The 15,615-nt window shown below is 65.0% G+C and carries 12 protein-coding genes; 1 reads left to right on the plus strand and 11 read right to left on the minus strand.

Annotation, left to right across the window (positions count from 1 at the left end):
• Positions 1-45 precede the first annotated feature (45 nt).
• Both ACWIE7_RS09580 and ACWIE7_RS09585 read right to left on the minus strand, forming a co-directional pair.
• Positions 46-1,245 (minus strand): lipid-transfer protein, encoded by a 1,200-nt coding sequence (locus ACWIE7_RS09580; protein ID WP_454069132.1) that lies wholly within the window; start codon positions 1,243-1,245, stop codon positions 46-48.
• A gap of 54 nt (positions 1,246-1,299) precedes the next feature.
• Positions 1,300-2,154, minus strand: coding sequence for a MaoC/PaaZ C-terminal domain-containing protein (locus tag ACWIE7_RS09585; protein WP_454069133.1), 855 nt, complete (start codon positions 2,152-2,154; stop codon positions 1,300-1,302).
• Between the two features lie 126 nt (positions 2,155-2,280).
• On the opposite strand from ACWIE7_RS09585, the gene ACWIE7_RS09590 reads away from it, so the two are divergent.
• Positions 2,281-3,288, plus strand: coding sequence for an AraC family transcriptional regulator (locus ACWIE7_RS09590; RefSeq protein WP_454069134.1), 1,008 nt, complete (start codon positions 2,281-2,283; stop codon positions 3,286-3,288).
• A 37-nt stretch (positions 3,289-3,325) separates the two neighbouring features.
• Here the strand turns inward: ACWIE7_RS09590 and ACWIE7_RS09595 are convergent, their stop codons facing one another.
• The 9 genes from ACWIE7_RS09595 to ACWIE7_RS09635 all read right to left on the minus strand — a co-directional run bounded on the left by ACWIE7_RS09595 (position 3,326) and on the right by ACWIE7_RS09635 (position 15,564).
• Positions 3,326-4,843, minus strand: a complete 1,518-nt coding sequence (locus tag ACWIE7_RS09595) for a class I adenylate-forming enzyme family protein (protein ID WP_454069135.1) — start codon at positions 4,841-4,843, stop codon at positions 3,326-3,328.
• Between the two features lie 14 nt (positions 4,844-4,857).
• Entirely contained in the window at positions 4,858-5,688 is an 831-nt protein-coding gene (locus ACWIE7_RS09600; RefSeq protein WP_454069136.1) for an SDR family NAD(P)-dependent oxidoreductase, read from the minus strand.
• A gap of 45 nt (positions 5,689-5,733) precedes the next feature.
• Positions 5,734-6,873, minus strand: coding sequence for a CaiB/BaiF CoA transferase family protein (locus ACWIE7_RS09605; RefSeq protein ID WP_454069137.1), 1,140 nt, complete (start codon positions 6,871-6,873; stop codon positions 5,734-5,736).
• A gap of 30 nt (positions 6,874-6,903) precedes the next feature.
• Positions 6,904-8,046, minus strand: a complete 1,143-nt coding sequence (locus ACWIE7_RS09610) for an acyl-CoA dehydrogenase family protein (RefSeq protein ID WP_419763320.1) — start codon at positions 8,044-8,046, stop codon at positions 6,904-6,906.
• Between the two features lie 189 nt (positions 8,047-8,235).
• Positions 8,236-8,418: a hypothetical protein gene (locus ACWIE7_RS09615; protein WP_325769462.1), complete on the minus strand. Its 183-nt coding sequence runs from the start codon at positions 8,416-8,418 to the stop codon at positions 8,236-8,238.
• A gap of 379 nt (positions 8,419-8,797) precedes the next feature.
• Complete coding sequence (locus tag ACWIE7_RS09620) at positions 8,798-10,342, minus strand: amidohydrolase (protein ID WP_454069138.1); 1,545 nt, start codon at positions 10,340-10,342, stop codon at positions 8,798-8,800.
• Between the two features lie 131 nt (positions 10,343-10,473).
• Positions 10,474-12,078 carry an ABC transporter substrate-binding protein gene (locus ACWIE7_RS09625; RefSeq protein WP_454069139.1) on the minus strand — a complete coding sequence of 535 codons (1,605 nt, stop codon included), beginning with the start codon at positions 12,076-12,078 and terminating at the stop codon, positions 10,474-10,476.
• A 176-nt stretch (positions 12,079-12,254) separates the two neighbouring features.
• Entirely contained in the window at positions 12,255-13,859 is a 1,605-nt protein-coding gene (locus ACWIE7_RS09630; protein WP_454069140.1) for a long-chain-fatty-acid--CoA ligase, read from the minus strand.
• A gap of 100 nt (positions 13,860-13,959) precedes the next feature.
• On the minus strand, positions 13,960-15,564 hold the full coding sequence (locus tag ACWIE7_RS09635) for a flavin-containing monooxygenase (protein WP_325769754.1): 1,605 nt from the start codon (positions 15,562-15,564) through the stop codon (positions 13,960-13,962).
• Between the last annotated feature and the right edge of the window lie 51 nt (positions 15,565-15,615).

A 15,615-nucleotide genomic window follows, 5' to 3' on the forward strand; every position in this document is an offset into this window, starting at 1 on the left:
GGACCTCATCCCGGCCCTGCACGGACGACTATGTCTCGGACGGTACTACCGATTGGCCGGCGCGTAGGCGGTCACGACCGCAGACCCGCCAAGGCCGATATTGTGCTGAAGTGCGACCCGCGCACCCTCCACCTGACGCTGATCCGCGGTGCCACGCAGCTGCCACGTCAGTTCCGCGCACTGCGCCAGCCCCGTGGCCCCCAGCGGATGGCCCTTGGAGATCAGACCGCCGGACGGGTTGACCACCCAACGGCCCCCATAGGTGGTCTCACCCCGGTCGACGAGGTGATGACCCTCCCCTTCCGCGGCGAGACCGAGCGCCTCATAGGTCAGCAGCTCGTTAGGCGCGAAGCAGTCGTGCAACTCGATGACATCGACATCATCAGGGGTGAGCCCTGACTGCTCGTAGACCTGCCGGGCGGCGGTCCTGCTCATATCGGCACCCACCAGACTGATCATGCTGCGATCAGCGAACGTCGACGGCAGGTCACTGACCAGCGCCTGCCCGACGATCTCGACCGCCTGATCCCCCAGCGAATGCTCCTCGACGAACCGCTCACTGGCCAGCACGGCCGCGCCGGATCCGTCCGATGTCGGCGAACACTGGGAACGCGTGAGGCCTGCCTCGGCGTAGATCATTTTGTCGTTCTGGATCTGATCGACACTCAGTGCGTCCTGGAACTGCGCGTACGGGTTGTTGACCGAATGACGATGGTTCTTCTCGGCGATCTTCACGAAGTGCTCCGGCGAGGAACCGTATTTGTCGTTGTGCTCCAGGCCGGCGGCGCCGAACATCCACGGCGCGGGCGGGAACGCCATCTCACGCAGCTCCGCCATCGCCTCGAGGTGCCGCCCCATGGGCGCCGCCCGATCATCGGACCCCATGGACAACGAACCCGACTGCATCTTCTCGAACCCAAGCGCCAGAGTGCAGTCCGCGAGCCCGCCGCGGATGGCCTGGGCCGCGAGGAACAGGGCCGAGGAGCCGGTCGAGCAATTGCTGTTGACGTTAAACACCGGTACCCCGGTCAGTCCGAGCTCGTAGACCGCGCGGTGGCCCGAGCAGGAGTCGCCGAAACAGTAGCCGGCGTAGGCCTGCTGGATGCGGTCGTACTCGATCCCGGCGTCCTGAAGTGCGGCAGTGCCCGATTCGCGTGCCATGTCCGGGTAGTCCCAGCCCTGGCGGCGGCCCGGCTTCTCGAACTTCGTCAGTCCGACACCGACGACGTAAACCTTGTTGCTCATAGCGCTCCTCGAGTTCCTTCTGCGTTGATGAGGGGAGATGTCGGGCGGGGCGGGTCAGTGGGCGACCTCGGCCGCCCCGTCCTTGATCACGACGGACCCGTCCTGGGCGGCGGTCTCGAAGGCCCAAGAACCGTCGCCCGCCCTCCACAGGCGAGTCGTTATCGTGCTGCCCGGGAAGGCGGGGGCGCTGAACCGCACAGCCAGTCGCGTGAGGCGGGAAGGATCGTCCGGGCACGCCGCCTGCACCGCGGCCCGCGAGACGAACGCCATCGTGCACAGTCCGTGGATGATGATCCCCGGCAATCCGACGGATTTCGCGAACTCCGCGTCCGTATGGATAGGCATCGTATCGCCGGACGCCTCCGCATACCGGTAGGTCTGGTCCTCGTCGAAGGTCTGGACCACCTCGGCGTCGCAGGCCCGGTCGCGGAGCGCAGGGTCCAGCTGATGCTGCGGCGCCTCCACACCGTGGCCGCCCGAGAGGCGGCCTCCACGGAAGAACCCGGAGAAGTACTGCTCGTTGACCAGAGCGCCGGCCGGGTCGGTGGTCTCCACATAGGTGGTCACCACGACCCCCGACGAGCGTCCATGGATGCCCACGACCTTCGCGCGGCAGTGCAGCTCGTCGCCGGCGGTGATCTGGCGGGTGTAGCGCATCTCCTGCTCGCCATGCAGGATCTTCATCTGCAGCTCGCCGGGCACCGCCTCCATGGTCGTCCGAGCCATCGTCTGGAACACCGGCACCACGGCGTACACCGGCGGAGCGACATCCCCCGAGGCATGTGCGGGGTGGTCGTCATTGGTCGCCGCCGCGAAGGCCGCGATGTGCTCGCGGGTGGCGTGGAAGACCACGGTGTCGCTCCACTGCTCGAGCAGGTCGAACCGGAACTCGTGATCAGAATCGGTCACCGCAAAGCCTCTCGTCTGTACTGCGCATCCTGTTGTCGACGGGGACGTTACGTAGGATGTGGATCAGTGCGAATGACCTCCGTTCGCGAAATCACTGACCGAAACGGTCCGACTGCAGGAGACATGGTGGCCACGCCACGCACGTTGCCGGCGAGGTTCCTGAGAGCCGCGTCCAGAACCGTCGAGCTGCGCGGGTACGATCTCGATTCCTGGCTGCGCACCCTCGGCGTGGACCCCAGTCTCCTGTTCGACGACCGGTCCAGGATCACCATCGACCAGGCCTCGGCGATGATCCGGGAACTGTGGGCGCTGACCGGGGACGAGCTGTTCGGCCTCGGGCCGCGCAAGGCCCCCCGCGGTACTTTCCGGATGCTGAGCCTGGCGGTGCTGAGCGCACCAGATCTGGGCGCGGTCCTCGAGAGGTGGAGCCAGTTCAGCAGGGTCATCCCGGGGCTCTCCGAGATGTCCCTGCACCACAGCGACGATGACGTCCGGGTGGAGATCGAGATCGACCCCGAGCGCGATCCGACCCACTTCATGGTCGACATCAGTCTCGCGGTGACGGTGCGGTTCCTGGGCTGGCTCATCGGCCGGCGCCTCGTCTTTGACCAGGTCATGCTGCCGTACCCCACGCCGGAGCATCCGCAGGACTACGAGATCATCTTCGGGCCCAATGTCCACTTCGACCAACCCACCGCGGCGTTCGTCCTACGGAGCACGATGCTCAGTCTGCCGACGGTGCGAGATGAGGAAGCCGTCGAGCAGTGGTTGCGACAGTCCCCACGGGACCTGCTCACCTCCCGGGAGCACGACCTGTCCGTGGCCGGCCAGGTCCGGCATCTGCTCGAGAGAGGACTGCATGGCCAGTGGATGGACGCCGACGAGGTGGCCAGGAGACTGACCATGAGCACCCAGCACCTACGGCGCGTCCTGCGCGACGAAGGGACGTCGATGTCCAAGCTCAAAGAGGAGCTGCTGCGTGATGCGGCGATCGCCAGCCTCGTGCGCGGCGACGAGTCCATCACCGCATTGTCCTACCGGCTCGGGTTCTCCGAACCGTCCGCCTTCTACCGGGCGTTCAAGCGGTGGACCGGAAACGCCCCCGGCTCCTACCGTCCGGGATCGGACGAGTAAGAGCCGGGGGCCGGCGGGGGCAGCTGCCTCCGCCCGGTCATCCCTGCAAAGCAGCCCGCAGTTTGTGCTTGAGGATCTTGCCCGACGCGTTACGAGGGATCTCCCCGACGATGAGGTCGTGGGGGATCTTGTAGTGGGAAATCTTGTCAGTACAGAAGTCCTGGAGCTCGGCGAGTGTCAATGTCGCCCCGTCGCGCAGAGTGACCTGGGCGACGATGCTCTCGCCGTAGGTCTCGTGCGGGCGGGCGACCACCGCCACGTCCACCACGTCGGGATGCGCGGCGACTGCCGATTCGACCTCCACCGAGTAGACGTTCCGTCCTCCGGTGATGATGAGGTCCTTGAGCCTGTCCACCAACGTCATGTACCCGTCCGCGTCGACCTGGGCCAGGTCCCCGGTGTGCAGCCACCCGTCGCGAATGGTGTCGGCGGTCTGCTCGGGCTTGTTCCAGTAGCCCTTCATTATGGTCTCGCCCCGCAGGACCAGCTCCCCCACCTCACCCGCCGGCACGGGGTCACCGTCGGGATCCACGACCTTCGCCTCGAGGAACATCGTCGGCTGGCGGCCACTCGCGCTGGGCCGCGCCTTGACCTGCTCGCAGGTGGCGTAGATGCCGCCCGGTCCGCCCTCGGTCTGACCGCACAGCTGCATGAGGTCCACATGCGGCAGGGCCCGGGTGAGCGACTCCACGGCGCTGGCCGGCATCGGGGCCGCCCCGAACAGGGCCGTGCGCAGCGATGACAGGTCCCGATCAGCCATTCCGGAGAGCATGAGGAACTGGAACATCGTCGGGACGCCAAACATCATGGTGATCTTCTCGGTCTCCAGAGCATCGAGCACCGGGCCAGGATCGAACCCGGGCAGAACCACGTGGGTGACTCCCAGGAGCGTGCCGGGAACGAGCATGATGCACAGCTCTGCAGCGTGGTACAGCGGAGCCACGTGCAGGAACCTGTCCCCCGCCCTCATACCGGTGACGCCCGCACACCCCACCCCCACCCAGATGGTCCGATGGTGATCGAACAGTGCGCCCTTGGGTTTGCCGGTGGTACCCGAGGTGTAGAGGATCAGCGAGTCGTCGGCCTCGGTCGGGACATCCTCGAACGGGTCGTCAGTTTCCGGGCCGGCCAGCTCCGCCAACGAGGGATCTGTTCCGCCGGGCGTCAGAGAGACCGTATGCGCGGTCGTGGAGGGGAAGTGTGGCCTGGCGCCGTCGACGGCGGAGGCCAGCGACAGGTCATAGGCCAGCACTTTCGCCCCGGAGTCCTCCAGGAGATACTGCAGTTCAGGGGGCGCCGACGCCGGGTTGATAGGGACCACGATCGCGCCGACACGTGACGCCGCGTAGAACGCCACGATGAATCGGTCGGAGTTGGTGCCCATGAGCGCGAACCGGTCGCCCCGCCCCAACCCCAGTCTGGACAGTGCGTGGGCGGTGCGGTCGACCTCGGCGTCGAGCTCGGCGTAGGTGAAGTGGACGTCCGCGTACCGGATCGCGACACTGTCCGGGACGCGCCGGGCTGTGGCCCGGAGGGTGCCTGGGATGGTCTTCATGGCGGTCGTCCTCGTCAGATCATGAACCCGCCGCCGCAGACCAGGGTCTGCGCGCTGACGTAGTTCGAGTCGGGGGTGCAGAACATGTACACCGCGCCGGCGGCTTCCTCGGGGGTACCACCGCGGCCGAGGGGGATCATCGATTCCATCGCGGCGAGCAGGTCCGGGTTGACCCCCACCTTGATCTCGCGGCCGGCCACGTCGATGGTTCCGTCACCGTCGGCCGGGACCTCGGTCAGGCGGGTCTTGATCATGCCGAAGGCGACCGTGTTGACGGTGACGTTGTAGCGGCCCCACTCCTTGGCCAGCGTCTTGGTCAGGCCGGTGATCCCGGCCTTGGCCGCGGAGTAGTTCGCCTGTCCGGCGTTGCCGCCCAGGCCGGCGACGGAGGAGATGTTGACGACCTTGCGGCACGGGACCGGCTCGCCCTGTTCGCGCGCCGCCTTGACCGAGGCCGCGATGACCGGCTGGGCCGCGCGCAGGATCCGGAACGGCGCCTTGAGGTGGACGTCGAGGATCGCGTCCCACTGGTCGTCGGACATCTTCTGGATGACGCTGTCCCAGGTGTACCCGGCGTTGTTGACGATAATGTCGAGTCCACCGAGTTCGTCGACGGCGGTACCCACGAACCGTTCGGCGAATCCCTCGTCGGTGACGCTGCCGACACATGCCACTGCTCGTCCGCCCGCCTCGGTGATCGCGGCGACCGTCTCGTGGGCCGGGCCCTCATCGAGGTCGTTGACGACGACGCCGGCGCCCTCCGAGGCCAACTTCATGGCGATTTCCCGGCCGATCCCGCGGCCCGAGCCGGAGACGATTGCAGCCTTACCGTCGAGTGTTCCCATGTCATTCCATCCTGTTCTGTAGCGGATCTGCAGGTCGCGCAACCGTCAGGCGACGGTCGCGGAGGCGAGGAGCAGAGCGGTCTCGGGTTCGGAGAACCCCCACTGCTGCAGGGTCTGTGCCACATCGCGCCCGCGATCGTCCGCGGCCACGGGGGTGGCGGGAGTGGATCTGCTGAAGCGTGGCGCCGGGGCGGGTTGGACGACACCGCCGAGTTCTATGAAGGACCCGCGGGCCTTGTGGTGTGGATGCTCCGGCGCCTCCCACGGGGACAGCACCGGGGTCACGCAGGCGTCGGAGTCGGCGAACAGCTCGGCCCACTCATCGCGGGTTTGCCCGGCGAAGACCTCCTGGAGGAGGCTGCGCCAGTCATCCCATCCTGCAGGGTCGTGCTGCCCGGGAAGGTCCCGGTCATCGATCCCGAGGGTCGAGACGAGCTCGGCGAAGAACTGGGGTTCCACGCACCCCACTGCCACGAACCGGTCGTCCGCACAGCGGTAGGTGTCGTAGAACGGGGCGGCGCCGTCGAGCATATTGGTGCCCGGAACCTCATTCCACATCCCGTGGGCGTGCATTCCGCGCAGGAACGCCGAGTAGAGCGAGGTGCCGTCGACCATCGCCGCATCGACGACCTGCCCCTTGCCCGATCGTTGACGCTCGACGAGGGCGGCCACGATGCCCAGAGCCATGACCATTCCGCCGCCGGCGAAGTCGGCGAGCAGGTTCATCGGTGCCGCCGGACGCTCACCATTCCTGGCCAGGGGCTCGAGTAGCCCGGCCAGGGCGAGGTAGTTGATGTCGTGACCGGCTCTGTCCCGGAGCGGGCCGTCCTGACCCCAGCCCGTCATCCGCGCGTAGACCAGCCTCGGGTTCGCCTCGATGAGCGCGTCCGGCCCCACCCCAAGACGTTCTGCCACGCCGGGCCGGAACCCTTCCACGAAGACGTCCGCGTCGGCCGCCAGCCGGTGTACCGCCCGGACGCCCTCGGTGGTCTTCAGGTTGACCGCGACCGTGCTGCGTCCGCGGTCGAGCGGGCCCGCCGGTGGCGTGATCGCCGCGCTGCCTCCCAGGCGGTCCACCCGGATGACCTCGGCTCCCATGTCCGCGAGCATCATGCAGCCGAACGGGGCAGGTGCGAGGCTTGCCAGCTCGACAACCCGGATTCCCTTAAGTGGTCCCATCGTCATGTCCAGTCCTCACCAGTGCCGTCTGCGGTCTCACAACGACCGGGAGATGATTTCCTTCATAATTTCGTTCGTTCCGCCGTAGATCTTCTGGATTCGCGAGTCCGCGAAAATCTTTGAGATCGGGTACTCGTCCATGTACCCGTAGCCTCCGAAGAGCTGCAGACACCGGTCGGCGATGATGTTCTGCTGTTCGGTCAGCCACCATTTCGCCATCGCCGCCGTGTCGGCATCCAGCTCTCCGGCCAGATGCAGCCCCACGCACTCATCGAGGAAACTGCGGGCGACCCTCACCACGGTCGCGCATTCCGCGAGCGTGAAGCGGGTGTTCTGGAAATCGAAGACGGTCTTGCCGAACGCCTTACGTTCCTTCGTGTACGCGACGGTCAACTCGACGGCCTTCTCCATCGTGGCCACGGCGCTGACGCCCAGGATGAGACGTTCCTGCGGAAGCTGCTGCATCAATTGGGCGAAGCCCTGCCCTTCAGCGACGCCGAGGAGGTTGGCCCGGGGGACCCGGACGCCACTGAACGACAGTTCGCAGGTGTCCTGGCCGTGGAGCCCCATCTTCTTCAGGTTGCGGCCACGCGAGAACCCCGCACGACCTGTCTCGACGATGATCAGGGAGAACCCTCTGGCCCCGGCGCTCTTGTCGGTCTGGCACACGGTCAGAACGATGTCGGCATTGAATCCGTTGGAGATGAATGTCTTGGCGCCATCGATGACGTAGTCGTCCCCGTCCACGACGGCTTTGGTCTTGATGGCTTGCAGGTCGGACCCGGTGCCCGGCTCGGTCATCGCGACAGCACCGATCACCTCACCGCTGGCCATTCTGGGAAGCCAGGTGTGCTTTTGGTCTTCCGTTCCGTACGCCAGGATGTAGTGCGCGACGATCACGCTGTGGACGCCGATGCCGATGCTCGGTGTGAGGCTGTGGGCCTGCGCCTGGGCCACCACGGCCTCGTGCGCGAAGCTGCCCCCACCACCGCCGTACTGTTCGGGGATACTGAGGCACAATAAGCCCTGTTCGCCGGCACGGCGCCAGGTGTGCCGGTCGACGCACTGCTGATGCGCCCATTCCTCCTCCCGGGGCGCGCATTCCTTGACGAAGAAGCCTCGCGCCATGTCCTGCAGCGCGGCCAGATCGCTGTCCATCCAGAGCGGCTGATGTGCCACGATGAGCATCCCCTCTTTGCATGATGAAGTGATGCGGCTCACGCTACGTCCGGCGGCGCGAGTCCCCCATGACCCAGACGAGCGCATATCGTGACCGCTTCCGGCGCGTCCACCAGTGCGTCTCTGCGCAGGCTCGCATAGCGGGCCAGACCACAGCGGGGCTCGAGACCCCCCGTAAGCGATTCACGCTCAGCCAACCGAGGTGCCCCTCAGCGCGACCCCGGGAAGCTCGGGGGACAACACCGGTGCGTCGAACGCGGCGACGCACACAGTGAGCACATTCTCGATAGCCGCGTCGCAGTCCTCCGCAGCCCTGTCGTAGCCCTCCTGCGCCGCTACTCTGGTTATGTCCCGACGTTCTGCAGCCGCCACCGCCCGACCTCCAGAGGTGTCTGACACGGGCTCGCCAACATCTCCACTGCCGCCTCGTAGTTGTCGACCTGAAGATGGCCGTGGACGATGCTCTACCAAGGCCAGGTCAACACAGCCTGAACAAGGAACCGGGCGACGTCGCAATCTCAGTATCAGACTCGTTCTCGAGGATCGCCATCGAACCATGGGGGCCAGACCGTGGGCGGTCGCGGACAGTAAGTGAGTCGACCAGCACTGCGGCTGGCATTTCGGCTCCGACGCTCTTGGTGCCGCTCAGTTCGTCCCGTGACAGGCGCAGGCAGCTCTATGACATGGGTGTGTGCGGCGATCTCCGCCAGCTGGGCCAGGTGGTCATGGGGGCACCGCTGACTATCGCTGGTCACTTCGAGTAGATCTCGCGCCCGCCTACGACCGTGGCGAGCACGTCGATGTCCTTGATGTCTGCGGTAGGGCAGGTGTGAGGATCATCGGCGAGCACGACGAAGTCGGCGAGTTTGCCCGGCGAAATCGTGCCTTTGATGGTGTCCTCTCCCGCGATTGTGGCGGCGGAGGAGGTGTACCCCGCGACGGCTGTGGCGGGATCGATTCGCTGCTCAGGCCCTAGGACGTGTCCTTCACGGGTGAGTCTGTTGACTGCGGTGTCGATCGTGAACAGAGGACTGACTGGTGTCACGGGACAGTCGCAGTGCAACGCGAACGGGATACCTGCTGCTGTGATGGAGGCCAGAGGACTAATTCGACTTCCACGTTCGGGACCAAGGAATCGGTCGCGATGTCGGTCTCCCCAGTAGTAGACGTGGTTGACGAATACCGACGCGTTGACACCCAAGAACCGCATCCGTCGGATCTGATCCTCACGAAGGGTTTGGACGTGTTCGAGACGGTGAGAGATCGTTCTGTCGGACTCGGTCCTAGCCGCTTCTATCGCGTCGAGAGCAATGTCGATCGCGCGGTCCCCGTTGGTGTGGATGGCGACCTGGCGACCGGCTGCGTCACAGGCGCCGACCATGGTTGTCAGATCGCCGGGTGGGATGGCCATTTCCCCACAGTGGCATCCGCCCAGATCGTGGTACGGCTCAGTGAGAGCTCCCGTGTGCAGTTGCAGCGAGCCATCAGAAATGAGCTTGACGCCAGCGACGGCGAACATGTCGCTGCGATGGGGTGTCCTGCCCGACGCGTCCAGTTCCTCCGCAGCCGCTAACCCGAGGTAGGCCTTGGCGCGCAGAGTCAGCTCTCCGGCTTCGTCTACGCGCCGGTAGGACTCGAGCATGTCGGTTGTGACGAACAGGTCATGAAAGCTCGTGACGCCGACTGAAGCCATCCGCCGTAGGGCGAGTCGAAGTGCCTCGTCAAGATCGCTAGCCGGGAAGAGGGTTCCCACCTCGCCCAGAAGCTGCATCGCCGGCACTTCCAGCAGCTCTCCGGTCGGTGTTCCGTCCGTATTACGGACGATGGAGCCGCCCACAGGCTCCGGGGTCGAGGCGTCGATGCCGGCAGACTCCAGAGCTGCACTGTTGGTGTACAGCCCGTGTCCAGACAAGTGCCGGACGATCACAGGTCGGGTGGTCGACACCCGGTCGAGATCGACGGTTGTCAAACCGCGGTCGTCGGCGACCAGGCTGTCATCGAAGCCTGTTCCCACGACCGACTCCCCAGCCCCGCTCTCGGCGGCTCGAGCAGAGAGAGCCCGCACAACTGAGTGGATGTCCGGACACGCGTCGGGGCCGACATCGACGTACACAGAGTTCATTCCCATCATGAACGGATGGAGATGGGTCTCAATGAATCCGGGAAGGATGGTCGCTCCCCTGAGGTTCACTACCGTGGTGTCAGGGCCAATTTGTGCTCGAACTTCTGCGTCCGACCCGACCGCCGTGAAGAGGCCATCGCGGCATGCCAGGGCAGACGCCGTGGTTCCGGTCATGGTCCGGACGATGCCCCCCAGATAGACACTGTCGGGGGGCCGGTGGTCGGTAGCTCCGAGAGCGGTTCGATCACTCATTATGTGCTCCGATGTCGTTGATGTGCGAGCAGTTCGGGACCATCGAAGTCGGGTCATTCCTCGACATATGCGCCGTCGAAGAGCATCGTCGATGACAGGGTGGGCTTCACGCCCTTGACCGCCTCGTCCACGATGACGTACTCCTCGGCGTTGGCGATCACGGTGAAGGGAATGACCGTGTTGTGGACCTCTTGAAGAGTGTTGTAGGCGGCCTTCTGGTCCTCGAGTGACCGTGCGGCCTTGATCTCGGCGATCGCGGCGGTGAGCCTCGGATCGTTGATCCCGGTCAGGTTGGTTGCACCATTAGGGGTCAGGCCGCTCCCGAATGCTGAGACGGGATCAGCGTCTGATGTAGCGAGCCCACCAATGACGATCTCGTAGTCACCCGTGAACTGGCGAGCAATCACTTGAGAGACCGGGGCGTTCTCCATCTGCACGCTAAATCCTGCCGCGTCCAGCATGGCCTTGAGGATGACACCCGCCTCGGTCTGCTCGGGAGCGTCGGCCACGAGCAGGGTCAGCTCTCCCCTCCACTCGGGCTTGTCCGCCTTGAGCTCCTCTACCAGCTGCTGAGCCTTCCCCGGGTCGTACTGTGGCCCCTCCTGACCGCCATAGAAGCGAGAGGAGTCGGCTAGCAGTGCGGATGTGGGCTGGCCCAAGCCGCCCGTGAGTCGCTGGTCGGCTAAGGTGCGGTCGATGGCGTGTGCGATCGCGGCGCGGGCGCGTACGTCAGTGAGGATTCCGTCATAGCCGGCGGCACCGGAGTTCATGTTGACCGTCGAGCCCGAGCTGATGACCTCGTAGAAACCCTGTTGATCTGCATCACGTGCGGCCGCTACGAACTTGGCCCCGCGGAGGAAGCCCACTTCGATCTCGCCGCTTTGCATGGAATCGAGGGTTGCCTGACCACCGGGGATGCGGATGAAGCGCAGGGTCGGACAGACCGGTCCGCCGTAGTATGTCGGATTCGGTTCGAGCACGACCTCTTGATCCGGGATATAGCTGCCCAGGGTGAAGGCGCCGGCGCCGATCGGGTTGCGCGCCCACTGCTCAGGGCCGGCGGCCTCGTAGGCCTGCTGCGGAATGACCTCTCCCGCGGCACCGGAAAGCAGGATGGGGAATCCGGACCAGGGTTCGGTGAGAGTGAACTCGACCGTCGTATCGTCGACGACTCTGCTCGATCCGACCTGCAGTGCATCAGTGAGGGCAGCGGAGCGTGTGGCCGGGTCTTTGTGCAGATCGACAGTGAAGGCCACGTCGGTTGCGGTGACCGGGTCCCCGTTGGAGAACCTCACCCCCTCACGCAGTGTAAGGGTCCAGACGGTGTTGTCGTCATTGGCCTCAAGAGACTCGGCGAGCTGGGGCTCGAACTGGCCAGCTTCGGCATTCCAGCGCATGAGCCGGTCGTAGAGTGCTGCGGACTCGGCGGCGCCGCGTACTCCGTAGTGACCCTGCCCGGGGGCAAACGTGGGCAGCATGGCGAATTCGCCCATGGTGATGGTGCCGCCGACTTTGTCGTCTGTGCATCGTCCCGCATCTGTCGGTGTGCGAAGGGTGGTGTCGGATGCAGTCGTGGATTCGCCGTCGGTGCCGCCGCAAGCTGTGAGGGAGAGTGCTGTGGCCGTGAGGACGGCGGCAGCAACAGTGGTGCGATTCATCGGGACTCCATGAGGGGTAGTCACTCGGCCGTGAGCACGAGTGTGACGGTGTTCTGTCAGGGGTCGATCTGTGTACGGGAATCGGTGGGGTTGTCCCCGGTCGGGGTGCAGGGAAGGGCTGAACCTCGCCCTCTTCTCGGGGCTGGTTCTGTCCTTATCGCGAGATCCGCAGCGCGTCACTCGGAGACGGAATAGGCCCGGCCCCGCTCTTGGCGTTCCCACTTCTCACCGTCCGCGCCCTTTTCCTTCAGTTCACGCTTGAGGATCTTGTTGGTGGCGGTGCGGGGCATCGTGTCCACGACGTGCACGTAGCGAGGCCACTGCTTGGTCCCGAGATCGGATTGCTCCGCGAGGAAGTCGCCGAAGGCCGCGGGATCGAGACGTCCGTGGAGTACGAGCGCCACGGCAATTTGGTCGCCAGCGGACTTGTCGGGAACGGCGTATACCGCCGCTTCTGCGATGGCGGGATTGCGTAGAAGAATGCGTTCGATGGGGGCGGCGGCGATGTTCTCTCCGTCCACGCGCAGCCAGTCTGACGTGCGCCCGGCGAAGTAGACGTAGCCCTGGGCGTCGCGGTAGGCCAGATCACCACTCCAGTATTTTCCGTCGCGCATCCGCTCCTGTTCGGCCTCCGGGTTCTTGTAGTACCCGACGAAGGAACCGGCTCCTGTGATGTTGGCGAACTCACCGATGGCCTCCTCCGGATTGATCAGAGCGCCTGTCTCGTCGAACTCGGCGTCTGGCGTCTCCTCCCCGGTCGCCGGGTTGAGCACCTTGGTGTCGTCGAAGGGCAGTCCGAGACTGCCCTTGGGCATGTCGGGCACGCGAGAGACGATGACGGCCCCCTCCGTGGAGGAGTAGGTGTCGACCACATCACAACCGAAACGCTCGGCGAACAGATCGATGTCCTTGTCATTGGCCTCGTTACCGAAGACGAGGGTGAGCGGGTTGTCGGCGTCGTCCGGCTGGGCCGGGGTGGCCATGATGTAGGACAGTGGCTTACCCACATAGTTCGCGTAGGTCGCGCCGTACTTGCGTACATCAGACAGGAAGCGGGACGCACTGAACCGGTTGGCCAGGGCCATTGTTCCTCCGACCGCCAACATGGGTGCCCACCCGGCCATGATGCCGTTGGAGTGGAACATGGGCATCGAGAGATAACCGATCGTCTCGTTGCTCAGTCCGAATCGAGTGGTGAGGTACAGCGAGGGGCCGGCGACCTTCTCGTGCGTGACCTTCACCGCCTTGGGGGCTCCCGTGGTACCGGAGGTGAAGATCAGCATGAACAGCGAATCTCCGGTCACCGCAGCCTCGGGAGCGCCGTGCGCCATCTCAGACCAGAGTGCCTCCAGCCACTTCTCCCCCGTACTGCGCAGCGTGGGTACCGAGGTGCCCGTTTCCTGGAGCTGGTCGACGTGGGCGTCATCGACAAGGACCACCTGGCAGTCACTGTGCTCGATGTCGGCGCCCAGCGCTGCGCCTCGGCGTGTGGGGTTGAGACCCACGATGACCTTGCCGGACAGGGCTGCGGCGCCGAGAAGGAAGACATACTCGGGCGTGTTCTCCATCAGTACGCCGACGTGAGGTGGCTGATCGGGGTCCATGTAGCTGTCCAGAGCGGCGGATCGGATGAGCGACTCTCTGACCACCTCGGCCCAACTCCACTTCTGGTCGTCCATGACGACGGCAGTCGAGTTGTCTTCGGCCCTAGCCAGCAGGAGGTCGCGCAGGGTCAGGACCGATTCGAGTCGACTGGTCTCCATAGGCGCTTCGTATGACATTGATTTCTTCCTTCGGGTCAGGCCGGTACCGGCTGGTGTGACTGTGTGAGGGGGCGGCACGCAGGAAGCGCGGTGCTGTGCGTGCCGATTCGTGTGACGTTCAGGGGGCCGTGGCCAGCGTGAATCCCTGGTACCCGGCTGCAGCGGCCTCGGCGATGACCTGACCGTAGTTTCCGAACCCGCCGGCGTAGAGCATGAACACTCGGGGTTTGCCCTCGATGTTCGCCCCTACGTACCAGGAGTCGGCCTTGAGAAATAAGGTCCTGGATGCGATGTCGAAGCACTGCGCCATCCAGTCAGCGGCCGCCTTCTCTTCGGCCTCCATTCGCGTGTAGCCATGTGTGTCCAGGTATGCGATGGCGTCTGCAATCCAATTGATGTGCTGCTCGGAACCCAGGACCATGTTCGCCAGCACACCGGGGCTTCCGGGCCCTGTGACCAGGAACATGTTGGGGAAACCAGCCACGGCGAGGCCATAGAGAGTCTGCGGTCCCGACTCCCACGCCTGGTTCAGGCACCGCCCCTGGCTGCCTCGAATGTCGATCCGACTGAGTGCGCCGGTGATCGCATCGAAGCCGGTGGCGAAAACGAGGACATCGAGGTCATAGCGGGCGTCCGCTGTGGCGATGCCCGTCTCGTCGATGGCCACGATCGGGGTCTCGCGCAGGTTCACCAGAGAGACGTTGTCCCGGTTGTAGGTCTCGAAGTACCCGGAGTCGGTGACGATTCTCTTGGTGCCGATCGGATGGTCTGTCGGGATGAGCGCATCGGCCACCTCCGGGTCGTCGATGACCGCGCGGATCTTTCGTTCGGCGAAGTCACGCGCCAGGTCGTTGGCCTGCAGATTCGACATCTGATCAGCGAAGGTCTTACCGAACAGCACCCCGCCCTTGGTCCAATAGTGCTCGAATTCCTGCTCGCGTTCCTCAGCAGTGACCTCCAGAGCGCTCTTCGGGTTGGAGACGAACGGCGAGCCTCCCCCACTGGCCCACGACTTTCGTCGGCGCTCCTGATAGTCGGCTTTCAACTCCTGTCGTTCCCGATCGGTGAGGGGGCGGTTGCACGCAGGGACCGAAAAGTTGGGGGTGCGCTGGAACACGTGCAGAGTCGAGGCCTGCTCCGCGATAAGAGGGATGGACTGGATGCCGGACGAGCCGGTGCCGATCACCCCGACTCGTTGGCCGGTGAAGTCCACACCGCCGTGGGGCCAGTCTCCGGTGTGCAGGATCCGGCCGGCGAAGGTGTCGCGGCCCGGGATGTCCGGCAGGTTGGTCGCAGACAGGGCACCGGTGGCCATGACGCAGTAGCGGGCGGTCACCTCGTGCCCCTGGTCGGTCCGGACCTGCCAGGTGTGGTTGTCATCGTCGAACTCCGCGGACACCACGCGAGTGTCAAAGGCGTAAGCACTGCGCAGGTCGAACCGATCGGCCACATGCTCGAGGTAGGCAAGGATCTCCGGCTGGGTGGCATAGCGCTCTGACCAGTTCCACTCTTCTTGAAGGTCATCGTCGAAGGAGTAGGAGTAGTCCACGCTCTCGACGTCGCACCGTGCGCCCGGATACCGGTTGAAATACCAGGTGCCGCCTACGCCGGATGCTGCTTCAAAACCCTGGACGCTCAGGCCGCAGCTACGGAACTTGTGGACCGCATAGAGCCCGGCGAGCCCCGCTCCGACGACGACGACGTCCGCAGTGTCAGGAAGCATGTCGATACCAACTTTCTCTAGTAAGACCTTCAGAGGGGACGGCGAAGACTT

The organism is Dietzia sp. NPDC055343, assembly GCF_053645265.1.